The organism is Vibrio sp. Y2-5 (genome assembly GCF_014596725.1).
Classification (GTDB): domain Bacteria; phylum Pseudomonadota; class Gammaproteobacteria; order Enterobacterales; family Vibrionaceae; genus Vibrio.
In genome coordinates, this window is record NZ_JACVEG010000013.1 from 28,642 (window position 1) to 54,079 (window position 25,438).

The following is a 25,438-nucleotide window of genomic DNA, read 5'->3' on the forward strand; positions in this document are numbered from 1 at the left end:
CATTTTACTGATAATTCCCATGATTGGAAGTGCAAATGCGAAGCAATCTCAATTTCATTAAGAAAGGTCAAATTAAACATGTTCCAATGGTTTGAAAAACTTACCGAGGCGTTTCCCAAAGAAGAGCCTCAAAAACCGCCAAAAACCTTGTTTGCTTTTTGCCGTCATTACACTCGAGGTTTTGAAAAGCCATTGATGATCATGTCGATGTTAAGTGCCTGTGTTGCCATCGCTGAAGTAACGCTATTACGTTATATGGGGGAGTTGGTTGATATTCTCAGCAGCCAAAATCCAGAGACCTTTTGGGCAGATCAAAGTGGTCGTTTATGGTCGATGGCAATTCTTGTTGCTCTTGTTATGCCATTACTCGCATTTCTGCATTCCAACATCATGCATCAGACCCTTCTGGGTAATTACCCAATGTCGATTCGCTGGTTAGTCCACCGCTATATGCTGAAGCAAAGCGTGGGGTTCTTTCAGAGGGATTTCTCGGGGCGTGTTGCTACGAAAGTGATGCAAAGTGCCCTTGCTGTGCGTGAAACCGTGATGAAAATGGTCGACGTACTGGTGTACATCTCGGTCTATTTTGTTTCGATGATTTGGATGATGGGCGAATCGGATAGGGTGCTGATGCTGCCGATTCTGATCTGGTTACTTACCTACATCGTCATTCAGTTCTACTTCATCCCTAAGATGAAGCAAGTGGCTACCGAACAAGCGGATGCTCGTTCAGTCATGACGGGACGTATCGTCGACAGTTACACCAACATCACGACAGTAAAGCTGTTTTCCCATTCTCAACGTGAAATGGATTATGCCGAAAGCAGCATGAAGCTGTTTTTGAAAACCGTTTATAAGCAAATGCGTATGGTGACGTGTCTGTTATTCAGCGTTGATGCAATTAACTACTTGCTGCTATTTTCCATTGCTGCGCTATCCATCAACCTTTGGTTGGATAACGCCGTTACCGTTGGTGTAATTGCGGTTGCGATTAGTATCGCGTTACGAGTTCAGGGCATGTCTAAGTGGATCATGTGGGAAGTGAGCGCGCTGTTTGAAAACATTGGTACAGTTGTCGATGGCATGAACACCATCTCCAGCGATGTCGAAATCAAAGACGTTGCCAATGCGCCAGAACTGACAGTGACACAAAGTAAAGTCGAATTTAATCAGGTCGATTTCCATTACAGTGAAGATAAACCTGTGTTCCAATCTTTGAACCTGGAACTAAAATCGGGTGAAAAAGTCGGGATTGTTGGACGCTCAGGTGCGGGTAAATCGAGTTTGGTTAACTTGCTTCTGCGTTTTTACGATGTTCAGTCCGGCACAATTTCTATTGATGATCAGAACATCGCGGCGGTGACACAGGAGTCACTACGAAAACAGATCGGCATGATCACGCAGGATACTTCTCTACTTCATCGCTCTATTCGTGAAAATATTTTATATGGCAATCCAGATGCAGGTGAAGAGGCGTTAGTTCAGGCAGCAAAGCAGGCTCACGCGCATGATTTCATCGTGGATTTAAAAGATGAACAAGGCCGAGAAGGTTACGATGTCGAAGTGGGTGAGCGGGGTGTGAAATTATCTGGCGGCCAACGTCAACGTATCGCGATTGCACGTGTTCTTCTAAAAAACGCACCTATCCTCATTATGGATGAAGCGACGTCTGCTCTGGATTCTGAAGTGGAATCCGCGATTCAGGAAAACTTAGAAGTACTGATGGAAGGTAAAACAGTGATTGCCATTGCGCACCGACTATCAACCATTGCAGCCATGGATCGCCTGATCGTGATGGATAAAGGTGAAATCATCGAGCAAGGTTCACATCAAGAGCTACTTGCTCAAAATGGTGTATACGCTCAGTTGTGGACACACCAAACTGGTGGGTTTATTGGCGAGGAATAATTCTCGCTGATTTTAGACTGCGCATTACAGTGAACGGGTATCAATAAGCAAACCCTATTTGCCATGGACGACAAATAGGAGCTCCAAGGATGGATTTATGCGTGTTTGCGTTTGCTACCCGTTCGCAACCATCAACAGGTTATTTATCGAGAACAGGGAACTCCGCGAGCTAACAAACCTGCAATAAAATCCAGTTCTTCTTTGCTCTGACCTTCACCCATTGCTTCTAGCCACACACATTCACTGTAGTGCTCAGCACGCAGCATCAAACGACAACCTTCAAAATCAATCAGCCATGAATGGAGATCTGCATCCTGTTGCTTCTCTACTGCTGTTGCAGACAACAAGGTAAGTAAACGCTCACCCATTGCAGGAAAACTATCAAACTCAAACGCCTGAGTTTGAACAATCAATCGACCTTCTTGTGCCAGATATTCCTTTAAACCGAACTCAGCCATGGTTGGTTAAATGCTCCTGAATTAAATCTAAGAATGGATCGGCGTATTTTTCCAACTTACGCTGACCAACACCGTTGACTGCCAGCATTTCACCGTAAGATGTTGGCAGAATTTCCGCCATATCAATTAAGGTGGCGTCACTGAATACCACATAAGGTGGTAAACCATCTTCATCTGCAATGGATTTACGCAGTTTACGTAACTTGGCAAACAGCTTCTTATCGTAATTTTTGCTCGAAAGCTTATCGGATTTGGCAGCGCGAACAGCCGTGTCGAGACGAGGAACCGCCAGCTCTAACGTCATATCACCACGCAAAAGCGGACGAGCTTCTTCAGTAAGCTGAAGCGTCGAATTTCGAGTGATGTTTTGACACAGCATGCCTTTGTGAATTAACTGGCGGAAAATACTCACCCAGTAATCATGGCTGTGGTCACGCCCGATGCCGTAGGTGGAAATTTTATCGTGACCATTTTCGCGAACGCGAATATTTTGCATTCCGCGCAACACTTCAACGGCATAACCAATACCGAAGTTTTGATTGATACGATAAACACATGACAACGCCTTGCGCGCTTCATCTGTCGCGTCAAAGTGCTTTGGCGGGTCAAGGCAGATATCGCAGTTGCCGCAAGGCTTTTCACGATACTCACCAAAATAATTAAGAAGAACCTGACGGCGACACGTCTGCGCTTCAGCAAAGTTACTCATCGCGGTCAGCTTATGAGTTTCAACCTGCTTTTGAGGTCCTTCGTCTTTCTCGTCCAACATACGGCGAAGCCAAGAAATGTCGGCAGGATCGTAAAGCATCATCGCTTCTGCAGGTAAACCATCTCGTCCAGCTCGCCCCGTTTCCTGATAGTAAGACTCTATATTTCTTGGAATATCAAAGTGAACCACAAAACGTACGTTCGGTTTGTTAATCCCCATACCAAACGCCACAGTCGCAACCACGATCTGAATATCATCTCGTTGAAAGGCTTCTTGCACGTAGGCACGTTCATCGACCTCTAACCCAGCATGGTAACTGGCCGCGCGGATGTGGTTGTTGCACAACTTCTCTGTCAGCATTTCCACTTTTTTACGGCTACCGCAGTAGATGATTCCGCACTGCCCTTTTTGCGTGCCCAAGTAGCGAATAATTTGAGAAACCGGTTTGTGCTTTTCAACCAAGGTATAGCGAATATTGGGGCGGTCAAAACTGCCCAGATAGATATGAGGCTCAGTCAGGTTTAGGCGATGCAGAATGTCGCTGCGAGTAGCGTCATCGGCGGTCGCAGTCAGCGCCATAATGGGCACATGGGGGAACAACTGCTTTAGCTGACCCAACAACGCATATTCAGGGCGGAAGTCGTGCCCCCACTGAGAAATACAGTGTGCTTCATCCACCGCAATCATCGACAACGGAATATTATGCAAACGCTCGATAAACTCGTTAGTGAGTACTCGCTCGGGAGATACATAAATCAGCTTAACCAGTCCCGCATGCATACGGTTATAAACACTGATCAGCTCTTCACGGGTTTGCGTCGAGTTAACGCATTCCGCTGACACACCGTTCGCTTTCAACTGATCAACCTGGTCTTTCATCAGTGAAATCAGTGGCGAAATCACCACAGTGACACCAGAACGAACCAAAGCTGGAATTTGGTAACAGAGTGATTTACCACCGCCGGTCGGCATGATCACAAGGCTGTCATTACCTTCAATCGCCGTATCAATAACTTCTTGCTGACCGTCTCTGAAGGTTTGATAGCCGAATACGTCACGCAAGACATCTGTCGCAGTCAACGGTGACTCTGAATGTTCGGCAATTAAAGTGGCGGTCATGCAAGCTCTCAGTGATGGGTAAAACCAATGATGGGTAAGCATCAAATTAGCCCGATATTGTAGAGACCTTTAACGGTGAATAAAACCGCTAAATGTATAAGAGAATGGTGAACTCGAAACCGCGGCAAGAAAAGTTCGAGAAATCAGAGGTTCTACGAATGAGTGGTAAATTTCACCTGTCGATAATTCCTTAGCTGCACAGTCGGGTATTTTGTGTATATACTGCACACTCCTTTCGAAATATTCTGTAATACCTAGGTAAATGCGGCCATTTATAACTAGGTATCGAACAACTCTCAATCGAGAATAAACAATGACTCCAGAAGAGCAAACCAACGCTAAAAAAGGCGTATTACTGGCTATCGGTGCTTACACAATGTGGGGGATTGCACCCATATATTTTAAAACCATTACTTTCGTTCCTGCTCTGGAAATCCTCAGCCATCGCGTTATTTGGTCATTTTTCTTTTTGGCGATCATCATCCATTTTAGTCACCAGTGGCGTAACGTTGTCAGCATTTTCCAGTCAAAATCTAAGATGTTATATCTGATTGCCACCGCTTTACTCATCGGTGCCAACTGGCTGATTTTCATCTGGGCAATTAACGCCAACCACATGTTGGACGCAAGCTTGGGCTACTACATTAACCCTCTGATCAACGTTGTATTTGGCATGCTGTTTCTCGGTGAGCGATTACGTAAACTTCAGTGGTTTGCAGTAGCGCTGGCTGCAATTGGTGTTGCGATTCAAATCGTTGTGTTCGGCTCTGTCCCTGTGGTCGCGTTCGCGTTAGCAGTCAGTTTTGCGTTTTATGGATTATTGCGCAAAAAAGTCAGTGTTAACGGTCAGACTGGTCTGTTTATTGAAACCTTGGTACTGATACCAGCCGCTTTGATTTATCTGGCGTGGTTCGCGGACTCGGCCACCAGCTCAATGGCAGATAACGATTTACACCTCAACATACTGCTCATCAGTGCCGGTATCGTGACTACATTGCCTTTGCTCTGTTTTACCGGTGCAGCGACAAAACTGAAACTGTCGACCTTGGGATTTTTCCAGTACATAGGCCCAAGTTTGATGTTCTTGTTGGCCGTTCTGATTTACGGAGAAGCATTCTCCACCGATAAAGCCATCACTTTCACCTTCATCTGGGGTGCGTTAGTAGTGTTCAGCTATGACGGTTTAACCCAAGGCAGAAAGCGCCCAGCAACGATTGTTGCAGCTAAGTGATCGTTTTTTACAAGACATTCCTATAGCGACTGGTTAAGCTTGGTGAATTGCTGTTTATTTCGCCAAGCTTAATATGGACAAAATCCTCTACTCATCAACTCAACATCAAGGGATAAGTTTGATCGAAGCTGATTACCATCAGTTCGCTTTCGATCGCCACTATCACTTAGATTTTCACATTGGGTTAATGACCAGCGGACAGCAAAAATTTTCTCATCAAGGTACTCAACACAATGTCGGTTACGGTGACATTATTGTTATGCCGCCAGATGAACTCCACGACGGCAGTTCTATCTTAGATACGGGCTATCAGGTACGCGTCTTTTCTATTGATCCAAAGTGGTTTACTGACAACCTAGAGTTCACGCAACCAAGTGACATGTTGAGCTTTAAACAGCTCATCATTAGCGATCCAAATCTGTTTGCCCCTCTTGCTCAATTACATCAAAAGCTGATGCAACCGAACTTGAGCCAACTAGCGCTTGATTGCCTTCCTTATGAGGGTTTAGGTGGATTGGTTGAACGTTATGGTGCGTTAAAACAAAAGGCAGCCATCCCACTTGGAAAGCAGTCACTGGCTACGCTGAAAGAGTATCTTCTTGCACATCTTGATCAGCCAGTCCGCTTAGAACAGCTCGCGAACCTTTGTTCGCTCAGCCCGACTCAGTTTCAACGCCATTTCAAAGCCCGCATGAACATGACGCCCTACGCCTGGCTCACTCGTTTACGTATAGAACAGGGAATGAAGCTAGTAAAAAGTGGCTTGTCTGGCACTGAAGTCGCAATGCAGGTTGGCTTCTACGACCAAGCACATTTCACCAAAGCTTTTAAACACTGCTACGGTATTTCTCCATCGGCAGTGAATTAAACATTTCACACTGTCAAAAATTTACAAGCCAACTAAGAGAGCCCAAGGCACAATCTCTTCATTCGAAGTAGGAGTTTTTATATGAATGAAGCCAGTATCCTTATCACTCTAGCCGGAGTCCATTTCGTCGCACTGATGAGTCCGGGCCCCGATGTCGCATTAGTAGTGCAAAATGCCACTCGTTATGGCCGCCAAACTGGTATTTACATCGCGCTTGGACTCTCTTTCGGCATATTGCTGCATTCACTTCTTAGCATTACCGGTATCAGCTATTTGGTTCACCAACAGCCCGTCTTGTTTGCTTTACTGCAACTATGCGGAGGCAGTTATTTACTTTACCTCGGCTTTGGTGCGCTAAAAGCCACTATAGCGAACTGGAACTCAGTAGCAGAGATCACGCCTGCAGATAAAAAAGCGCTGTTACTGAGCAATAAAAAACAGGCTTTTTCCCGTGGATTCATGACAAACATCCTGAATCCGAAAGCTCTGGTTTTCTTTGTAAGCTTAATGTCGACGCTGGTTCCGGCAAGTATGTCGATAACGGGAAAAGGCTTGGCCTTGCTTATCTTATGGGGGTTATCGCTAACTTGGTTTGCTTGCCTTGCGTGGATGCTTTCCACAGAACGCCTGCAAACAAAGCTCAACCGAGCAAGTCGCTATATTGATTTACTGTGTGGCGTCATTTTTTCTCTGATAGGTTTCACCATTATTTGGCAGTCTCTGGCCGGTTTCATGCACTAAAGCCGGGCTAGAGTGAATGAAAATTCACATAATGTGAAAATTAACCCAATATAAGAGATAGCTGATCACCCCGAGAGTTTGTGCGAGATCTCTCACAAACAGATAGGGAAATATCTCTTTCTACGTTAGAAATAAGATGCCACGAATAAGTAACTACATGATTTAACTTAACAAGTTACTTTTTAGGCAAAAAATATCAGCATGCAAACGATTTCTTTGCGTTGCTGAATACCTCCTTGTCGGTATTATGAACCCTGTCGGAAGGATGCTGACACGGAATAGAACACTAAGGATAGTGAACTTCAGGATGAAGTTACGGTTGTTCAGGATGAATAATCGGCATGGAAAGCGAAATGGACATTGAACGGACTCATTCGTTACTAGGATGGTAGCGACAAGGGAATGGCAATGGACACCTCTGGATGAGGAAAGGACTTAACATCAGGATGATGTCAGGGACACCGCTCAGGGAACAAGTGATGTGAGCTAACGAGGATTGTTAGCAGATCAGGAAGATCATGGACACCGCTAGGATGGCGATGAAAGGATTGCGCTGAAGGAATACAGCACACTTATCAAGGAATAGATGCAGGGAGCACCTATTAGTAGCCGGATTGCTGCAAGTAAGACTATAACCCCGAAGGGCTCGCGCCCTCGGGGTTTTTCTTTTTCTGCTCATAGCTAAATCGGCGACACAAAAAACCTAGCACTTAGGCTAGGTTCTTCTCACTATACATCTAGAGCGATTACATGCGTTCCAGCTTAGCATAGGCAGTCACAAGCCATTTGATACCTTCACCGTTAAAGGCTACCTGAACGCGACTTTGCGGACCGCTACCCTCGAAGTTGATGATGGTACCTTCACCAAATTTTGGATGTCGAACGCGAGATCCAAGCGTAAAGCCAGTCTCATTGAAGTTCTCTTTGACAACCGTCTGGCTAAAGCGACCACTGCTCGCTGGTCGGCTCACTTGGGCTTTCATACGCACTTCATCCAAACATTTCTCTGGCAGTTCACGAATAAAGCGTGAAGGTTTGTGGTATTTATCCTGTCCGTACAAACGGCGCATTTCCGCATAAGTGATGTAGAGCTTCTGCATTGCACGGGTCATACCCACATAACACAAGCGGCGTTCCTCTTCTAAACGCCCCGCTTCTTCGGCTGACATCTGACTCGGGAACATCCCCTCCTCGACACCAACCATGAATACCATTGGGAATTCCAAACCTTTCGCACTGTGTAATGTCATCAGCTGAACAGCATCATCAAACTCATCCGCCTGACCTTCACCAGACTCAAGCGCCGCATGAGTTAAGAATGCTGTCAGTAGCGTCATCTCTTCCGCTTCTTCCGGCTTTTCGAACTGACGAGTTGCCGTTACCAGCTCCTCCAAGTTCTCAATTCGTGCCTTCGATTTTTCGCCTTTCTCTAGCTGATACATTTCAAACAAACCCGAGGATTTAATCACGTGGTCAGTTTGCTCATGCAGGTTCATCTCTGCGCTATCGTCTTCCATAGCGTTAATCAGCTCAACGAAACGGCTTAATGCGGAAGCAGCACGGCCTGGTAGTACTTTTTCTTCAAGTAAAACAACGCTCGCATCCCACAGGGTGCAGCCACGGTCACGAGCAGCAAAACGAATAGTATCCAACGTTTTATCGCCCAGACCACGAGTTGGTGTGTTAACCACACGTTCAAAGGCTGAATCGTCGTTACGGTTTGCCATCAAACGCAGGTAGCTCAACGCATCTTTGATTTCCTGACGCTCGAAGAATCGCATGCCGCCATAAATTCGGTATGCCAAACCCGCCTGAATGAGCGCTTCTTCCAGAACACGTGACTGAGCGTTATTTCGATACAATATCGCCGTGTCTTCAAGAGCACCGCCATCTTCGTGCCACGCTTTGATTTTCCCAACCACAAAACGAGCTTCATCCAACTCGTTGTAAGCGGAGTAAACAGAAATTGGCTCACCTTCGACACCATCAGTCCACAATTCCTTACCCATACGCTCGCTGTTGTTAGCAATAAGCGTGTTGGATGCTTCAAGAATCGTTTTGGTTGAACGGTAGTTCTGTTCCAGACGAATCGTATTCACACTTGGGAACTCAAGGGTAAACTTCTCAATATTCTCGATTTTTGCGCCACGCCAGCCATAGATAGACTGGTCATCATCGCCCACAATCATCACGTGACTATCTTTGCCCGTCATCAAACGTAGCCATGCATATTGGATGTTGTTGGTATCCTGAAATTCGTCGACCAGAATGTGTTTAAAGCGAGCTTGGTAATGCTCACGAATGTGCTTATTATCACGCAATAACTCTAACGTTCGCAGCAAGATCTCTGCAAAGTCGACCAAACCAGCACGATCACACGCATCCTGATAAGCGGTATAAATCTGCACGTAAGTTTGAGTCACAGGGTCGTGATAAGCATCGATATGTGCTGGGCGCAGACCTTCATCTTTCTTGCCGTTAATCCACCAGGAAACTTGTTTCGCAGGCCACTGTTTGTCATCCAAGTTTTGCGCTTTTATCAAACGACGCAGTAGACGTATCTGATCTTCAGAATCAATAATTTGGAAATCTTCTTGCAGCTTGGCATCCAAATAGTGAGCCCGAAGAATACGATGACAAATACCGTGGAAAGTACCATTCCACATACCAGAAGCACTGCCCATCATTAGCTCTTCAATTCGACCACGCATTTCCGCAGCCGCTTTATTGGTAAAAGTTACCGACATAATTGAGAACGGTGACGCTTGCTCTACCGATAATAACCATGCAATGCGGTGTACGAGCACCCGCGTTTTACCACTGCCTGCGCCCGCCAGCACCAGCAAGTTTTCTAGTGGCGCAGCAACAGCTTCGCGTTGTTTATCGTTTAAACCGTCGAGTAAAAGAGAAGGATCCATCATGGCTTGGCTACTGGTTATTTATACATAATGACGACGATTATAACCCTAAAATCCACCTAGATGCTCGTTAAACAAGCCATTTTCTTCCCAGATGTTTCAGACTAAAGAAAAAATAATTGAAGTTTTTTTGTACATATATTGCTAAAGAATTCATTCGCTTAACGATTTTTAAACCTCAATTTTTCTATTTTTTATTCCATTCATTGAAAGTTTTTTTTAGTAACGCCTCTCTTTTCTAATAAGCAAGTTCAATGATTAACAAGTTATTAACTTGCTACATCAGGTAAGAATAATTCATGAGGAAGTGATGATGAAAAAATCAAATTTGGCAGTAACAGCAGCAGTAACAGGCTTACTTGCATTAGGCGGCACAATGCTAACAGCAACATCTGCGTTCGCAGCCGATCAGGAAAAATGCTACGGAGTGGCGAAAGCAGGTCAAAACGATTGTGCGACTAAAATGAGCTCGTGCGCGGGTACATCGAAAAAAGATGGTCAAAAAGATGCCTTTGTTGTTGTGCCTAAAGGCCTTTGCGGCAAACTTTCTGGCGGGAGCACTATGTCTTCCTAATAGCGTCAACACACGACTGAGTGGTGCACTGAGCTCAACAAGTGCACCACTATTCTTTCCATCGCGATAGCAAACCCACAATAAAACGAATGGAGGCTTCATGCTACATAGCCAGGTAGGTGTAGGATTGCGCTCTCCCCATATCAACTATTTTGTCGAGCAAGTACCACGAGTGAGTTGGTTAGAAATTCACAGCGAAAACTATTTTTCGCCCCATTCGGTTGCCCGTAATCAGCTGCGTAATATTAGTAAAAACCATCAGATAAGCTGCCACGGTATCGGTCTTTCATTAGGTTCAGTACAAGGCATCAATACCTCTCATTTACAGCAACTTAAAGCTTTGATCGACGAAATTCAGCCACTTTTTGTTTCCGACCATTTAAGCTGGAGTGAGAATGGTGGTCACTATTTTAATGACTTACTGCCTTTGCCTTACACTGAAGAAGCGCTAGACGTCTTTTGTCGTAATGTACTTACCGTGCAAGACGCCATAAAGCGCCCCATTCTGATTGAAAACCCTTCCAGCTATTTGCAGTTTAACCACTCCACTATTTCCGAATGGGAATTTCTGACACAAGTACAACAGCGAACAGAATGCCGTTTGTTGCTCGATTTGAACAATGTACATGTTTCTGCTTTCAATCATGGTTTTAGTAGTCAGACTTATATTGATTCGATTCCAGCTGATACCGTCGACGAAATTCATCTTGCAGGCTTCTCCATTAACCCCCTTCCCCAAGGGGAAATATGGATAGATACACACAGCAAGCCGGTATCTGCGGAAGTTTGGCAACTCTATCAACACTGGTGTGAAAAACACGGCAGCCGCAAGACTTTGATTGAATGGGATTTAGACATCCCAGATGTTGAGGTTCTGCTAGCGGAAGCAAAGAAAGCAAGCGACATACTCACAATGCTCGAAACGATGGAGAGGAAAGCATCATGAGCTTTGGATTGGCACATCTACAAGCAACCTTTGCAGAGGGCTTGCGCTATCAAGCGCGAGGAGAGACGTGCAATATCAAATGCGGGCAAATTAGTGCAGAAGAGAGACTCCAGATTTACCGCAATAATTTTGTAATGAGTTTAACGGAAGTGCTGCAAGCCACCTATCCAATGCTTAAAGAGGTATTAGGTGAAGAGTGTTTCGATGCGATAGCCCGTCACTACATTCTTTCCCATCCCCTTAAACAAGGAGATGTCAGTGGTTATGGTAAACATTTCAACCAAACTGTGGCTCTTTTCCCCAATGTTGTAGAGGCGGCCCCCTATGCGGTTGAACTGGCAAGATTTGAATGGACATTAGATAGAACTCAGCAAGAGTTTGGAAAAAACGAAAGGCTGTCACTGCAGCAACTTGAGGCCATCAGCACCCTTTCAGAACAACAGCACGCCAGCCTCATTCTTCACCTTTATTCTTGGGTTTTCCCGTTTACATCCGATTTCGCCGTATTCGATCTCCAAAGAGCATTTAGCCAACAAAATTTCGACAACCTGATCCTGAATAACACCCAGTTCGGAGTTATCGCTTGTGATGAGCATGGACACCCTTGGACAAAAGATTTAAACCGCGAAGAATACCAATTGCTAACGAATATCAACAACAAAACGCCATTAGGCAAAATTCCCCCCGAAGCACTGGCCGCATTGCAGTCTCTACTTACACTCAATGTCGTTGCTGGTTTCTCATTGGCAGACCATTATTAGGAGTCACTGTATGATATCAGCCATCGCTCGCCTCAACCTATCTATTGAATGGTTTGAATCACGGCTCGCGCCAATCGTATTGCTGATCAGCCGTATCTGGGTCAGTTGGGTGTTTTTTAATTCAGGACTAACGAAAATCACGACATGGAGTAGCACGCTGTACCTATTTGAGTGGGAATACCAGGTGCCATTTATCTCTTGGAAAATAGCCGCTTATCTCGCAACTGCAGCGGAACTGGTTATTCCGATTTTTCTGCTTCTTGGACTGTTTGGTAGGCTCAGTGCTGCTGCACTTTTCGCAGTTAATATCACAGCCGTCATCTCATACCCATTGCTATGGGAGAGAGGATTTTATGACCACCAACTATGGGGAATGATGATGTTAACCGTGATGATATGGGGACCAGGATCTCTATCCATAGATCGATGGATAAATAGGAAATCCTTCACTGTGACAGCTCATCATGAACACTAACCACCGCATCTCGCGAGGCGTGACCAATTGCTTTGGTGGTATCGCGAGTCGCATGACCAATAGCGGTAGCCGCATCGCGAGTGGCATGCCCAACTTCTTTACCAGCCTGTTTAAGGTCAGCACATCCTAAAAGCAACAAGGTTGTGATTAAAGAAAAGATTAACTTCTGCACTTTCGTCATTGGAATCTCCTTTTAAAACCAAAGTTACTCTAACAAATAACCCTGCTCGCTAAAGCAGGGTTATGTTAATTATTGAACTGAATGATTCAAATAAGTAGAACTTAAGCAGCAATACCAGAGTGACGCAGCAAGGCATCGATTTGTGGCTCACGACCACGGAAGCGCTTGAACAGCTCCATCGGTTCTTCACTGCCACCCATTTCTAGGATGTTATTTAAGAAGCTTGAACCCGTTTCCGCATTGAAGATACCTTCCTCTTCAAAACGAGAGAACGCATCTGCTGATAACACTTCTGCCCATAGATAGCTGTAGTAACCCGCACTGTAGCCACCAGCAAAAATGTGGCTGAAGCTGTGGGAGAAACGGTTCCATTCAAGGCTTGGCAATACTGCTACTTTCTTTTTCACTTCTGCTAATGTTTCCAGCACTTGAGGCCCCACTTCTGGGTCATAAGTAGTGTGTAGAGTGAAATCGAACAATCCAAATTCAAGCTGGCGCAGAATAAACATACCTGACTGGAAGTTTTTCGCTGCCAGCATGTTATCGAGCATCTCTTTCGGTAAAGGTTCACCTGTCTGGTAGTGACCAGAAATAAACGCCAGTGCCTCTTCTTCCCAACACCAGTTTTCTAGGAACTGACTTGGTAGCTCAACCGCATCCCACGGCACACCGTTGATACCAGAAACCGAACTCACATCCACCTGAGTCAGCATATGGTGAATACCGTGACCCGTTTCGTGGAACAGAGTCACCACTTCATCATGAGTAAACAGTGCAGGCTTGTCACCCACTGGACGGTTGAAGTTACACGTCAAATAGGCCACAGGCGTTTGTAGTTCGCCATTAGCATTGATACGACGAACTCGACACTCATCCATCCACGCTCCGCCACGCTTATGTTCACGAGCGTAAAGGTCAAGATAGAAACTGCCACGCAGCACATCATTGCTATCAAAAATATCGAAGAAACGCACCGACTCATGCCAAGTATCGACACCTTCACGCTCTTGTACTTTCATACCAAATACGCGATTCAGTACTTCAAACAAGCCAGAAACCACTTTGTTTTCTGGGAAGTAAGGACGTAGCTCTTCATCAGAAATCTTAAACAGTTTCTGTTTTTGCTTTTCGCTGTAGTAAGCGATATCCCACAGTTCAAATGAAGTCACACCAAACTCTTGCTCGGCAAATTCACGCAGTTCCTGAACTTCACGCTCACCTTGCGGCTTCACTTTGCTCGCTAAATTGTTTAGGAAGCTCAGAACTTGGTCCGGTGTTTCCGCCATTTTGGTTGCCAGTGACTTTTCGCTGTAAGTGTTGAAACCCAGCATTCGAGCCACTTCATAACGCAGTTTCAGCAACTCAGCAATGTTCTCTGTGTTGTCCCATTTGCCCGCATTCGGACCACGTTCAGAGGCACGAGTCACATACGCTTCGTAAAGTTCTTTGCGTAGCGCTTGGTTGTCACAGTAAGTCATTACCGGTAGGTAAGAAGGGATATCCAGAGTTAACAAGTAACCTTCAAGACCTTTACCTTCTGCCGCTGCTTGAGCCGCAGCCAGGGCCGATTCTGGCATACCCGCCAGCTCATTTTTGTCGGTGATGTGTTTAGTCCAACCCATAGTGGCATCAAGCACATTGTTCGAGAACTTAGAACCCAGCTCAGACATGCGTTTGCTGATTTCGCCATAACGCTTTTGTTCTGCTTTAGGTAAACCAATACCCGACAATTCAAAGTCACGTAGTGCATCTTTGATGGTTTTCTTCTGCGCCTGACTCAGCGTTGCAAAAGCTTCACTGTTCTTGATTGCTTTGTACGCTTCAAACAAACCTTTGTGTTGACCAACCCAAGTACCGTATTCAGACAGAATTGGCAGGCAGCTCTCATAAGCTTCACGCAATTCGTCGCTGTTCACCACTGAGTTCATATGGCTCACTGGTGACCATAAACGACTCAAGCGGTCATCCACTTCTTCGATAGGTGCAATAACATTTTCCCAAGTTGGTTGTGTATTACCTTCAAGTACCTGTTCAATCTTTGCACGGCAATCTTCTATTGCCTGTTCAACCGCTGGCTTTACGTGCTCCGGCTTAATATCTGAAAACGGAGGTAAATCCGTAAAGCTAAGAAGTGGATTAGACATAAAACGTTCCTTTTTATGAAAAATAGTGAGGATGAAATATCCTCGTCTGTTAGGTTAATAAATATAGGTAGGAGGATGAATTTTCAAGAGTAGCGTCAATTCAATACAATTCGAAATGTGTCTAGACCCACCTCAACATACAATTTTGGGTGTATAATTAGCCGCATTCGTTTTTCCATATTCAGCCATAAGTTAGAGAGCGACACTTGTTAAGTTATCGACACAGTTTCCATGCAGGAAACCACGCAGATGTAGTGAAACACATCGTACAAAGCTTAATCCTCAATGCACTACAGCAAAAAGATAAACCGTTTGTTTATCACGATACTCACTCCGGTGTTGGCCGCTACGACTTGACTCATGAGTGGTCGGAAAAAACAGGTGAATACAAACAAGGTATTGCGCGTATTTGGCAACAAGATAATCTGCCAGAAGACATTCAAAGCTACCTTGATGCAATCAAAGTCCTTAACCAAGGTGATGAACTGCGTTACTACCCAGGTTCGCCTCGCGTGGCACATGCTCACCTGCGCCCGCAAGACCGCATGGTATTAACCGAGTTACACCCTAGTGATTACCCACTGTTGGAACAAGAGTTCGATCGTGATCGCCAAGTGTCGATTTACAAAGAAGATGGTTTTCAACGCCTGAAAGCAAGCTTGCCACCGCAAGAGCGTCGTGGTTTGGTTCTCATTGACCCGCCTTACGAACTGGCTAAAGAGTATCGAGACGTGGTGAATGCCATTGCACAAAGCTACAAGCGCTGGGCAACGGGCATCTATGCGATTTGGTATCCGGTGGTTAACCGCTGTGATATTGAAGATATGATTGAAGGTCTGGAAAGTTTAGGTATTACTAAAATTTTGCAAATCGAGTTGGGTGTCTCTCCTGATACCAACGAGCGCGGCATGACAGCATCCGGCATGATTGTTATCAACCCGCCATGGAAACTTGAAAGCCAAATGAAAGAAATCCTGCCGTTTTTAAAACAAGCAATTGCACCCGCGACAGGTCACTACAAAGTGGAATGGATTGTTCCGGAATAACTTGCTCAAGTTTTTCCAAGGGGTAACTTGTGATCTCGCGGTTTACCCCAACTATTTAGCTATGCCCTAATAAATAATGGCTCCCTGCTTAATCTTACTGGCGAGCGATCAAAGAAAAATGGAGAAAGTAATGGCAACGCATTTTGATTACATCTGTATCGGTGGCGGTAGCGGCGGTATCGCTTCAGCAAACCGTGCAGCTATGTACGGCGCGAAAGTCGCGCTGATTGAAGCGAAAGATCTTGGCGGTACGTGTGTCAACGTAGGTTGTGTGCCGAAAAAAGTTATGTGGCACGGTGCACAAGTTGCTGAAGCAATGAACCTATACGCGCCTGATTATGGCTTCGACGTTGACGTAAAAAGCTTCAACTGGGCAAAAATGGTTGAAAATCGCCAAGCTTATATTGGCCGTATTCACCAATCTTATGACCGTGTTCTTGGTAACAACAAAGTAGAAGTGATTCGCGGCTTTGCTAAGTTCATCGATGCGAAAACTGTAGAAGTTAACGGTGAGCACTACACGGCAGACAACATTCTGATTGCTGTCGGTGGCCGCCCAACGATTCCTAACATTCCGGGTGCGGAATACGGTATCGATTCAAACGGTTTCTTTGATTTGGCTGAACAACCAAAACGTGTTGCCGTGATTGGTGCTGGTTACATCGCTGTTGAAATTGCCGGTGTTCTCAACGCACTTGGTACAGAAACTCACCTGTTCTGCCGTAAAGAATCTCCGCTGCGTAGCTTTGACCCAATGATCATCGAAACATTGGTTGAAGTGATGAACGCTGAAGGCCCAACGCTACATACTCACAGCGTGCCAAAAGAAGTGGTAAAAGAAGCCGACGGTAGCCTGACTCTTCACCTAGAAAATGGTGAAAGCCAAAACGTTGATACCCTGATTTGGGCTATCGGTCGCCATCCAGCAACAGATGCGATCAACCTAGCAGCAACGGGCGTTGCAACCAACGAGCAAGGCTATATCAAAGTTGATGAGTACCAGAACACTAACGTGGCTGGCATCTACTGTGTCGGTGACATCATGGAAGGCGGTATTGAACTGACTCCAGTTGCAGTTAAAGCGGGTCGCCAATTGTCTGAGCGCTTATTCAATGGCAAAACCAACGCGAAAATGGATTACGACCTAGTTCCTACCGTGGTATTCAGCCATCCACCAATCGGCACTATCGGTCTAACTCAGCCTGAAGCAATTGCTAAATACGGCGAAGAGAATGTGAAAGTGTACACTTCAAGCTTTACCGCTATGTACACAGCCGTCACTGCACACCGTCAACCATGTAAGATGAAGTTGGTTTGTGTAGGTGAAGAAGAAACAGTAGTTGGTCTTCACGGCATTGGCTTCGCAGTCGATGAGATGATCCAAGGCTTCGGCGTCGCTATGAAGATGGGCGCAACCAAAGCTGACTTCGACTCAGTGGTAGCTATCCACCCAACGGGTTCGGAAGAATTCGTTACCATGCGTTAGTAACCACTTGTTAGAGCAAAGCCCTGCAAAATTTGCGGGGCTTTTTTATTCAGCCAAAACTTTAACAAATTCATTTTTATTCAAATAGTTACAATGAAAAACCTAGAAATATTATTGATAAAATTAGAACTAATATCACAAAAATAAATGATCTTAGTCTTATTCTTCGCATAAATGAGAAAAAAACGACCAAGAAAAAAGCAGTTGAATCCGTGCTGTATACAACAAGTAGAGCAATCACTTTATTATCCATACCCCCACTTCAATGGGATAATAATAATTATTCAGGATGATAATATGAAAAAAGTTGGCTTAAGCTTGATCGCTCTAGCAATCTCTACCGCACTTGTTGGCTGTGGTGGTAGTGATGATTCAGGTGGTAACCTTGGTAACAAGAAAGAGTATTCAGTTCCATCATCAGGCTCATTCGTCGATGCGACAGTTGAAGGCTTGTATTATATTTCAGGCACTAAATCAGGTTACACAGCAAACAGCACTGGTGCTTATGATGTGGATACCGATGCAGCCGTAGTAACGTTCTATCTCGGTGGTAAAAACGGCTTAGAAATCGGTACGATTTCAGCTCGTTCAGTATCAACACCATTCGAAGCGGCAGGTACCTACGAACGTTCAGTAAACCTAGCTCGTCTTCTACTGACTATCGATAATACTAGGGATGAGAGCTATATCGTTATCCCTACTACCCTTCAAGGTGTTACTGATGGTTCAGCTCTCTCTGCTGCATTGCAAAAAATCTCTCTTGATGATGCAGAATTTGAAGCCTCAATCGCTGATTTGCTATCAGAACTTAGCATCAGTTCTATCGTGAGTGCTGATGACGCGATTGAACATATGGATGGCTCTTTAAGTGATTTAACGCGTGGCGAAGACATCGCTCTGACTGACTGGGCAAAAGGTTCAGATGGTGTGTTTGTTCACCGTAGTGCAACACAAAGAATAGATAGTACGGGCAGTGGCTCATATAAGATAGTCATACACGGTGATAAAACTTTAGGTGACGATGTCAATGGTGATGATATCTTCGAACAGACTTCAGGCTTGTCATCTCAAACTTATGTTCTGGGAAATGATAACTTTATAACTAAGTCAGGTTCGAATGATGGCACCATCAGTGAGGACTATGCAGAAAATTACTTAGAGTGTATAGCCGACGGCGGAACATTCTCAAATAATTCATGTAGCGTATCTACAACGACTAACGCTAGCCTCCCAAGTGCTTATATCTATGTTCTAAATAACCCATCATCAACAAGCTCAGCTGACGAGACAACTAGCTGGACAAAAGTAGCTGAAATGGGAGGAGCGTACGAATGTATGGCTGCTAGCAGTTGTAGCGAGCAATCAATGACACAATTTGAGATTGTAGAACGAGACGACTCTGACGAAGATGAAGCTGCTGGCACAGAGATGCGCAAAGAAACTTTATCAAGTACTTACGACCCAATCACAGGTGTATACATTCAAGCTCGTAGTAAAGAATATACGGCAACCAGTCAAGCAACTGTTGGCCGTGTAGAAGAATCCATTGAGTTTATCTATCAAGTAGACGCTGTTGGTGAAGACAAATATGTTGACTTCATTGGCACATGGAAAGCTATTGCTACTATGCCTGGTGGCTGTAACAAAGTAGCTGAATCTACTTATGTATTTACATCAACAGGAGCCACCGTCAGTGGTCAAGAGCTGGGCGGTTCAGGCAGTAGTTGTACTCTAGATGATATAAGTGAAAGCCTAACTTATGAAGAACTTGCTACTAAGGATTACTGGTGGTTCACAACTAACAGTGCTGGTGATTCTAAAGCGACTCTCGATCAGCTAAACACAACAATTCGTTGGAATGACAGAGACGATGGCGATACGTCCGATTACTTCAAAATCAACCGCTTCAGCTACATTCCAGCTGGATCTGATTGGGACCAAGGAACGTTAGTACGTGATACGTTAGATAATAGCGGTAACAAAGAAGCAACCGTTATTATGAGAAAAATATCTCAGTAATAGCCAGCTCTGCCCCGCTAATGCGGGGCTTTTTTATATCTTCACTCCACGGCGATAAGGTTCGACAATTCTTAGGCGCTCCACTTCTAGTAAACCTACACCTATTCCGAGTTATCACTTCTATTGTGAGTCGCTTTGAAAACAAGTGGTATAAAACTCAAAGTACTGATTGCTGCCACCTTAACCAACAAGGTCGATCCTTCCGCATTAATTGTTCAAACACTCACCAAACATATAGTTCAACCTTTTTCATTAATTTTGATGATGAATTGCGTGTAGGGTCTTGTCCAACTGTGCAATAAATGACAAAGTCATTGCTAGAATGTGTAACAGACTGATGTCTTAACCGATTATTAACTGTTGGTTATTTACACTATCGGTATTTGCATAAGTAAATTCGAGTTCCAATTCACGTTCTGCCCATCAATTACCTTTAAAGCATAAATAAGGAAGCGTGCAGGATGAGTTCTAGTGGTAAAGGAGAGATCAATATGGGCCAAGGTAGATCCTTGTCAAAAACGTGGTTGACCACGATTGCTGCTGCAATTGTGCTTGCCGGCTGTCAACCTGACGCCAAACCAGCAGCGGTCAATAGCGGTGCTGCACCAGCTGTTGCGGTAGACGTCATCAAAGTCACAACACAACCAGTTCAGGTAACTAGCACCCTACCTGGTCGTACTAATGCTTTCCGAATCGCAGAAGTTCGCCCTCAGGTTCGTGGTATTGTCACCGCACGTAAATTTGTTGAAGGTAGCTTAGTTGAAAAAGGCGATGTTCTATTTGAACTTGATGCGTCAACTTACCAAGCATCATTGGCAAGCATGAAAGCAAATTTGGCGAAAGCGGAAGCAACGCTTAGCCGTACAGAACTTCAAGCAAAACGCTACAACGAGCTTGTGAAAAAGAATGCTGTTAGCCAACAAGCTTATGAAGATGCACAAGCGACTTACAAAGAAGCTTTGGCATCTGTAAAAGCAGCGCAAGCGAACGTTAACGCTGCGCAAATTGACCTTGATTACACACATATTAAAGCGCCAATTTCAGGTCGTATCGGTCGTTCACACGTTACCGAAGGTGCGTTAGTAACGGCTAACCAAACCGATGTACTGGCAACAATTCAGCAGCTTGACCCACTTTATGTTGACCTTTCTCAGCCAAGTAATGAGCTTTTGAAACTGCGCCAAAGCACAGGTAAAGAAAAAGACGAGCTGAAAGGCATTAAGCTATTCCTTGATGACGGTACGCCAATCGAACAAAAAGCGACGCTACAGTTTGCTGAAGTTTCTGTGAATGAAAACACAGGTACAGTCAACGTTCGAGCCACTTTGCCTAACCCAGACCAGTTCTTACTACCGGGTCTTTATGTTCGTGCTCAACTGCCAGTTGAAGCTCGTTCCGACGCTATTCTTGTTCCACAAACAGCGCTAAGCCGCAATGCGCGTGGCGAAGCTTCTGTATTAGTCGTAAATGCTGAGAACGTAGTAGAAGTCCGTCCAGTGGTGGCAAGTCATACTGTGAATTCACAATGGTTGATTGATTCAGGCTTAGAAGCTGGTGAAACCGTTATTGTGGCCGGCTTACAGAAAGTACGCCCGGGCAGTACGGTAAATCCGCAAATGATGGAATCATCTAAGGAATAATAAGATATGGCTCGATTTTTTATAGATCGCCCAATCTTTGCTTGGGTGATTGCAATAATCATCATGCTTGCTGGTGTGTTATCGATCATGACACTGCCAGTATCTCAGTATCCGGATATCGCACCGCCAACGGTTATTGTGTCAGGTACCTATCCGGGTGCTTCAGCTGATACCGTCGAAAACAGTGTGACACAGACGATAGAACAGAATATGAACGGGATTGATAACCTGATTTATATGTCGTCTCAAAGTAGTTCATCCGGTGCATTCAGCATTACGCTTACTTTTGAAAGTGGTACTGATGCGGATATTGCTCAGGTACAGGTGCAGAACAAACTTGCACTTGCTGAAGCAACGCTACCAAGTGAAGTTAAACAACAAGGTATTACCGTTTCAAAATCATCTAGTTCATTCTTGATGGTTGTCGGCTTCGTCTCATCAGACGGTAGCATGGACAACACTGATCTTTCTGACTACATGATTTCTAACGTTAAAGATCCACTGAGCCGTGTTCAGGGTGTAGGTGAAGTTCAGGTGTTCGGTGCTCAGAACGCGATGCGTATCTGGTTAGATCCAAACAAACTGAATAAATACAGCCTGACTCCTGCTCAAGTAAAATCGGCAGTCAGCGCGCAGAACACTCAGGTTTCTGTTGGTCAGTTAGGTGCCACACCTTCAATTAAAGGTCAGCGTCTGAATGCGACCATTACGGCCCAAAGCCGTATGAGAACCGTATCTGAGTTTGAAAACATCCTATTGCGAGTAGACACCGATGGTGCACAAATTCGCTTGAAAGATGTGGCTCGCGTTGAGCTAGGTGCCGAGAGTTACCAAGCGGTTGCTTTATATAACGGCAAATACGCGGCTGGTATTGCGATTAAGCTGGCGACAGGTGCCAATGCGCTGGAAACCTCTGAGTTAGTGAAAGCTCGTATCAACGAGATGTCACCAACCTTCCCAGACAACATTGAAGTTATTTATCCATACGATACAACGCCATTTGTTCAGATCTCTATCGAAGAAGTTGTGCATACGCTTGTGGAAGCGGTCGTGCTGGTATTCCTCGTGATGTATCTGTTCTTGCAGAACTTCCGCGCAACCTTGATTCCAACCATCGCGGTTCCTGTTGTTCTGTTAGGTACTTTCGGCGTTATGTCCGCGTTTGGCTTCTCAATCAACACTCTGACTATGTTCGGTCTTGTACTGGCGATAGGCCTATTGGTTGACGATGCTATCGTTGTGGTCGAGAACGTTGAGCGGGTAATGGCAGAAGATGGTCTTCCGCCACGTGAAGCGACCCGAAAATCAATGGGGCAAATTACTGGTGCACTAGTTGGTATCGCAATGGTACTGAGTGCGGTATTCATCCCGATGGCGTTCTTCGGTGGTGCAGCGGGTGCTATTTATCGCCAGTTCTCTCTGACTATCGTATCGTCTATGGTGCTGTCCGTATTAGTGGCAATGGTGCTGACACCGGCTCTCTGTGCGACTTTGCTAAAACCGATGCACAAAGGTGAACACCACGTTCGTCGTGGCCCGCTAGCTTGGTTTAACAAAGCGTTTGACCGTGGTACTAACGGTTATAAAAACGTTGTGAGTAAAGGCGTGAATCAACGTATTCGCTACCTTGCTATGTACGTAATTATTGTCGGCATCTTAGGCACGCTTTGGACTCGTCTGCCAACCTCTTTTGTTCCTGAAGAAGACCAAGGTATTTTCCTGTCTATCATTCAGTTACCCGCGGGTGCAACGCAAGAGCAAACGCTGAACGTGATGGATAAAGTTGAAAAGCACTTTCTGGAAAACGAGTCTGACTCCGTTCAGTCTGTGTTTACTGTTTCGGGCTTTAGCTTTGCAGGTCAGGGGCAGAACATGGGTATGGCGTTTGTACGACTCAAGGATTGGGATGAACGTACAAATCCAGCGATGTCAGTCAACGCGATTGTAGGCCGAGCTTGGGGGGCATTCTCTCAAGTGAAAGAAGCAAACATCTATACCTTTAACGTTCCTGCGATTATGGGCTTAGGTAACGCAACGGGTTTTGATGCTTACATCACCGACAATGCGAACTTAGGTCACGATAAGTTAATTCAGGCTCGTAACCAGCTGTTAGGTATGGCTTCGCAAAATCCTAACCTGACAGGTGTTCGTCCAAACGGTATGGAAGATACACCACAGTTCCGCATTAACATCGACTATGAAAAAGCGATGGCAATGGGTCTGTCTGTTTCGGATATCAATAGCACTCTATCAACGGCACTGGGTTCAAGCTACGTTAATGACTTTATCGATAACGGCCGCGTGAAAAAAGTATACGTACAAGCAGATGCTGAATACCGTATGAACCCTGAAGATCTGCGTCTATGGCATGTCAAAAATAACTTAGGCGAAATGGTTCCGTTTGATGCCTTTGCGACGACTGACTGGACTTACGGTTCACCACGTCTAGAACGCTATAACGGTGTTCCAGCGGTAAACATCCAAGGTTCAGCCGCTCCAGGAAAGAGTACGGGTGATGCGATGCAGGCGATCAGTAACATTGTTGCTCAGCTGCCTCAAGGTATTGGCTTGCAGTGGACAGGTGCTTCTTACCAAGAAGTACAAACTGGTTCACAAGCGCCGCTACTTTACGCGTTGTCTATCCTGATCGTATTCCTGAGCCTAGCGGCTCTATACGAAAGCTGGAGTGTTCCGTTCTCTGTCATCCTGATTGTTCCGCTAGGGGTATTTGGTGCCATTGCGGCAGCAACCATGAAGTCGCTCTCCAATGACATCTACTTCCAAGTGGGTCTGTTAACGACTATCGGCTTGTCAGCGAAGAACGCTATCTTGATTGTAGAGTTTGCAAAAGCACTCTACGACGATGGAAAAGACCTTATCAGCGCAACGGTAGAAGCGTGTCGTATGCGTCTGCGCCCAATTATGATGACGTCATTTGCCTTTATCTTAGGTGTACTTCCACTGGCACTGAGTACTGGTGCCGGTGCGGCTAGCCGTAACGCGATTGGTTGGGGTGTTGTGGGCGGTATGTTCGCCGCAACGATACTGGCCATCTTCTTCGTTCCGGTATTCTTTGTGATTGTGATGAAGTTGTTCCGCACACAACCACATAAGATCCCTGAAGATGCATAATCTTTTCTAGCAATGAAAAAACCCAGTGGCATTCACTGGGTTTTTTATTATCTCAAATCGATAAACTGAGAGTTATTTTACGCAAAGTACGTTGAGAAGGGAGGTACCTTTTAAGGTATTAACCTTACCTGTGGTAAAGAAGCCTTTACTGTTCTCTCCCCAGTACGGCAAATAAACTGGCCACTTATCTTTTTCCATCACTTTAGAATCAAGCAGCTGTTTCCATTCCACTTCTGTTGCTAAACGCATTTTCTGCTGCTGGCAACGCTTCTCTGCGTCGGCATAACTTAAGCGATTCCACGCCAAATCATGCTCCATATAAAACTGTTCTTTTTCATCCATCACGTAAGGAACTACGTAATGAATACCACCCAGCGTTGCTTCACGTCGAATGGTGATAGTAGACATTTCTTTCGTCGCTTTTGGTGCCGCCTTAGCTGTGGCTGGCATTACTACAGGTTTTGCTTTTGCTGCTGGCTTAGCAACAGGTTTCGATTTCGAAGCGACCACTTTTTTAGGCGTATTCTTCGGTTTAGATGCCGGTTTTTTCGCAGTAACAACGGGAGCGTCTTGCTCTCCTTTGCGCACTTCACGGATGAATGCTTCCTTGTACAGCTTCTCACTTCTTACCCCTGCGAGCTCTTTCTTGGCCGTGGTGTAGTCGTTATACGGACCAATCAAACAACGCAGCGCTTTACCCTCGGGCTTCATCCACACGTCGGTCGAAATATGCTGATAAAGAACCTTCGCTCGGCTTAAGGGCATTGCTTCGTTCAATAAGCCACATTGAATCCAGAAAGAAGAATCTTTCCCTTTTGGCGCCGATTTCCCCCACAGTCCCTTACCAATTGGGCAGTTGCTGTTTAATCGAGGAAGCTCATTGGTTGAAGTTTGAGTTCCACCACACAAAAACTGCTCAGGCTCTGCAGCCAAAAGTGTTTGAGAAGCGAAACAAAAAGGCAATCCAATCAAAAGAAGGTGAGAAAGTTTTGGCATTGCGATCCCTTTAATATCCATACGCTCTCCGTTCAGGTGACTATGGTTATTGTCATAACCCGACCTGAGCTTGTATCTACCTAACT

Annotated in this window: 19 protein-coding genes; 13 read left to right on the forward strand and 6 right to left on the reverse strand. The window is 45.2% G+C overall.

What is annotated here, in order from left to right; genetic code table 11:
• Nucleotides 1-78 precede the first annotated feature (78 nt).
• Nucleotides 79-1,908 carry an ABC transporter ATP-binding protein gene (locus HUO09_RS20255; protein ID WP_188235147.1) on the forward strand — a complete coding sequence of 610 codons (1,830 nt, stop codon included), beginning with the start codon at nucleotides 79-81 and terminating at the stop codon, nucleotides 1,906-1,908.
• A 143-nt stretch (nucleotides 1,909-2,051) separates the two neighbouring features.
• On the opposite strand, the gene HUO09_RS20260 is transcribed toward HUO09_RS20255, so the two are convergent.
• Together HUO09_RS20260 and recQ are read right to left on the reverse strand one after the other, a co-directional pair.
• A complete protein-coding gene (locus HUO09_RS20260; RefSeq protein WP_167412587.1) occupies nucleotides 2,052-2,366 on the reverse strand; it encodes a DUF3630 family protein in 315 nt (104 codons plus the stop codon).
• Complete coding sequence (gene recQ / locus HUO09_RS20265; protein ID WP_167412586.1) at nucleotides 2,359-4,194, reverse strand: ATP-dependent DNA helicase RecQ; 1,836 nt, start codon at nucleotides 4,192-4,194, stop codon at nucleotides 2,359-2,361. The genes HUO09_RS20260 and recQ overlap by 8 nt, the downstream gene beginning before the upstream one ends.
• A gap of 313 nt (nucleotides 4,195-4,507) precedes the next feature.
• Here recQ and rarD point away from each other — a divergent pair, with 313 nt between their 5' ends.
• From rarD to HUO09_RS20280, 3 genes are all read left to right on the forward strand, one after another.
• Nucleotides 4,508-5,425: an EamA family transporter RarD gene (gene rarD, locus HUO09_RS20270; protein ID WP_188235148.1), complete on the forward strand. Its 918-nt coding sequence runs from the start codon at nucleotides 4,508-4,510 to the stop codon at nucleotides 5,423-5,425.
• A 73-nt stretch (nucleotides 5,426-5,498) separates the two neighbouring features.
• Nucleotides 5,499-6,293, forward strand: coding sequence for an AraC family transcriptional regulator (locus tag HUO09_RS20275; protein WP_188235149.1), 795 nt, complete (start codon nucleotides 5,499-5,501; stop codon nucleotides 6,291-6,293).
• Between the two features lie 81 nt (nucleotides 6,294-6,374).
• Nucleotides 6,375-7,034 (forward strand): LysE family translocator, encoded by a 660-nt coding sequence (locus tag HUO09_RS20280; RefSeq protein WP_188235150.1) that lies wholly within the window; start codon nucleotides 6,375-6,377, stop codon nucleotides 7,032-7,034.
• 746 nt (nucleotides 7,035-7,780) lie between these two features.
• On the opposite strand, the gene uvrD is transcribed toward HUO09_RS20280, so the two are convergent.
• Nucleotides 7,781-9,955, reverse strand: coding sequence for a DNA helicase II (uvrD, locus tag HUO09_RS20285; protein WP_188235151.1), 2,175 nt, complete (start codon nucleotides 9,953-9,955; stop codon nucleotides 7,781-7,783).
• 310 nt (nucleotides 9,956-10,265) lie between these two features.
• Between uvrD and HUO09_RS20290 the strand changes: the two genes are divergently transcribed.
• From HUO09_RS20290 to HUO09_RS20305, 4 genes are all read left to right on the forward strand, one after another.
• Nucleotides 10,266-10,526: a DUF2282 domain-containing protein gene (locus HUO09_RS20290; RefSeq protein ID WP_167412582.1), complete on the forward strand. Its 261-nt coding sequence runs from the start codon at nucleotides 10,266-10,268 to the stop codon at nucleotides 10,524-10,526.
• Nucleotides 10,527-10,626: 100 nt separating this feature from the next.
• Complete coding sequence (locus HUO09_RS20295; RefSeq protein WP_188235152.1) at nucleotides 10,627-11,472, forward strand: DUF692 domain-containing protein; 846 nt, start codon at nucleotides 10,627-10,629, stop codon at nucleotides 11,470-11,472.
• Entirely contained in the window at nucleotides 11,469-12,233 is a 765-nt protein-coding gene (locus HUO09_RS20300; protein WP_188235153.1) for a DNA-binding domain-containing protein, read from the forward strand. Before HUO09_RS20295 ends, HUO09_RS20300 begins: the two co-directional genes overlap by 4 nt.
• A gap of 10 nt (nucleotides 12,234-12,243) precedes the next feature.
• Nucleotides 12,244-12,708 (forward strand): DoxX family protein, encoded by a 465-nt coding sequence (locus HUO09_RS20305; protein WP_188235154.1) that lies wholly within the window; start codon nucleotides 12,244-12,246, stop codon nucleotides 12,706-12,708.
• On the opposite strand, the gene HUO09_RS20310 is transcribed toward HUO09_RS20305, so the two are convergent.
• Together HUO09_RS20310 and prlC are read right to left on the reverse strand one after the other, a co-directional pair.
• Complete coding sequence (locus HUO09_RS20310) at nucleotides 12,680-12,889, reverse strand: hypothetical protein (protein WP_167412578.1); 210 nt, start codon at nucleotides 12,887-12,889, stop codon at nucleotides 12,680-12,682. The two genes, HUO09_RS20305 and HUO09_RS20310, sit on opposite strands and share 29 nt — an antisense overlap.
• 101 nt (nucleotides 12,890-12,990) lie before the next feature.
• Complete coding sequence (gene prlC / locus HUO09_RS20315; RefSeq protein ID WP_167412577.1) at nucleotides 12,991-15,033, reverse strand: oligopeptidase A; 2,043 nt, start codon at nucleotides 15,031-15,033, stop codon at nucleotides 12,991-12,993.
• A gap of 206 nt (nucleotides 15,034-15,239) precedes the next feature.
• Here prlC and HUO09_RS20320 point away from each other — a divergent pair, with 206 nt between their 5' ends.
• The 5 genes from HUO09_RS20320 (at nucleotide 15,240) to HUO09_RS20340 (ending at nucleotide 24,356) form a co-directional block, all read left to right on the forward strand.
• Entirely contained in the window at nucleotides 15,240-16,079 is an 840-nt protein-coding gene (locus HUO09_RS20320) for a 23S rRNA (adenine(2030)-N(6))-methyltransferase RlmJ (protein ID WP_188235155.1), read from the forward strand.
• Between the two features lie 130 nt (nucleotides 16,080-16,209).
• Nucleotides 16,210-17,565 (forward strand): glutathione-disulfide reductase, encoded by a 1,356-nt coding sequence (gene gorA, locus HUO09_RS20325; protein WP_188235156.1) that lies wholly within the window; start codon nucleotides 16,210-16,212, stop codon nucleotides 17,563-17,565.
• A gap of 297 nt (nucleotides 17,566-17,862) precedes the next feature.
• On the forward strand, nucleotides 17,863-19,584 hold the full coding sequence (locus tag HUO09_RS20330) for a chromosome partitioning protein ParA (protein ID WP_188235157.1): 1,722 nt from the start codon (nucleotides 17,863-17,865) through the stop codon (nucleotides 19,582-19,584).
• Between the two features lie 491 nt (nucleotides 19,585-20,075).
• Nucleotides 20,076-21,224, forward strand: a complete 1,149-nt coding sequence (locus tag HUO09_RS20335) for an efflux RND transporter periplasmic adaptor subunit (protein ID WP_188235158.1) — start codon at nucleotides 20,076-20,078, stop codon at nucleotides 21,222-21,224.
• A 6-nt stretch (nucleotides 21,225-21,230) separates the two neighbouring features.
• Complete coding sequence (locus tag HUO09_RS20340) at nucleotides 21,231-24,356, forward strand: efflux RND transporter permease subunit (RefSeq protein WP_188235159.1); 3,126 nt, start codon at nucleotides 21,231-21,233, stop codon at nucleotides 24,354-24,356.
• A 72-nt stretch (nucleotides 24,357-24,428) separates the two neighbouring features.
• On the opposite strand, the gene HUO09_RS20345 is transcribed toward HUO09_RS20340, so the two are convergent.
• The gene (locus HUO09_RS20345; RefSeq protein WP_188235160.1) at nucleotides 24,429-25,373 is read right to left on the reverse strand and encodes an SPOR domain-containing protein; all 945 of its coding nucleotides are present in this window, start codon (nucleotides 25,371-25,373) and stop codon (nucleotides 24,429-24,431) included.
• Nucleotides 25,374-25,438: the final 65 nt, after the last annotated feature.

What these genes read in the sequence shown, in the direction of transcription:
- HUO09_RS20255 (WP_188235147.1), top strand. Translation starts at nt 79, where the DNA reads ATGTTCCAATGGTTTGAAAAACTTACCGAGGCGTTTCCCAAAGAAGAG.
- HUO09_RS20260 (WP_167412587.1), bottom strand. Translation starts at nt 2,366, where the DNA reads ATGGCTGAGTTCGGTTTAAAGGAATATCTGGCACAAGAAGGTCGATTG.
- recQ (WP_167412586.1), bottom strand. Translation starts at nt 4,194, where the DNA reads ATGACCGCCACTTTAATTGCCGAACATTCAGAGTCACCGTTGACTGCG.
- rarD (WP_188235148.1), top strand. Translation starts at nt 4,508, where the DNA reads ATGACTCCAGAAGAGCAAACCAACGCTAAAAAAGGCGTATTACTGGCT.
- HUO09_RS20275 (WP_188235149.1), top strand. Translation starts at nt 5,499, where the DNA reads ATGGACAAAATCCTCTACTCATCAACTCAACATCAAGGGATAAGTTTG.
- HUO09_RS20280 (WP_188235150.1), top strand. Translation starts at nt 6,375, where the DNA reads ATGAATGAAGCCAGTATCCTTATCACTCTAGCCGGAGTCCATTTCGTC.
- uvrD (WP_188235151.1), bottom strand. Translation starts at nt 9,955, where the DNA reads ATGATGGATCCTTCTCTTTTACTCGACGGTTTAAACGATAAACAACGC.
- HUO09_RS20290 (WP_167412582.1), top strand. Translation starts at nt 10,266, where the DNA reads ATGAAAAAATCAAATTTGGCAGTAACAGCAGCAGTAACAGGCTTACTT.
- HUO09_RS20295 (WP_188235152.1), top strand. Translation starts at nt 10,627, where the DNA reads ATGCTACATAGCCAGGTAGGTGTAGGATTGCGCTCTCCCCATATCAAC.
- HUO09_RS20300 (WP_188235153.1), top strand. Translation starts at nt 11,469, where the DNA reads ATGAGCTTTGGATTGGCACATCTACAAGCAACCTTTGCAGAGGGCTTG.
- HUO09_RS20305 (WP_188235154.1), top strand. Translation starts at nt 12,244, where the DNA reads ATGATATCAGCCATCGCTCGCCTCAACCTATCTATTGAATGGTTTGAA.
- HUO09_RS20310 (WP_167412578.1), bottom strand. Translation starts at nt 12,889, where the DNA reads ATGACGAAAGTGCAGAAGTTAATCTTTTCTTTAATCACAACCTTGTTG.
- prlC (WP_167412577.1), bottom strand. Translation starts at nt 15,033, where the DNA reads ATGTCTAATCCACTTCTTAGCTTTACGGATTTACCTCCGTTTTCAGAT.
- gorA (WP_188235156.1), top strand. Translation starts at nt 16,210, where the DNA reads ATGGCAACGCATTTTGATTACATCTGTATCGGTGGCGGTAGCGGCGGT.
- HUO09_RS20330 (WP_188235157.1), top strand. Translation starts at nt 17,863, where the DNA reads ATGAAAAAAGTTGGCTTAAGCTTGATCGCTCTAGCAATCTCTACCGCA.
- HUO09_RS20335 (WP_188235158.1), top strand. Translation starts at nt 20,076, where the DNA reads ATGGGCCAAGGTAGATCCTTGTCAAAAACGTGGTTGACCACGATTGCT.
- HUO09_RS20340 (WP_188235159.1), top strand. Translation starts at nt 21,231, where the DNA reads ATGGCTCGATTTTTTATAGATCGCCCAATCTTTGCTTGGGTGATTGCA.
- HUO09_RS20345 (WP_188235160.1), bottom strand. Translation starts at nt 25,373, where the DNA reads ATGGATATTAAAGGGATCGCAATGCCAAAACTTTCTCACCTTCTTTTG.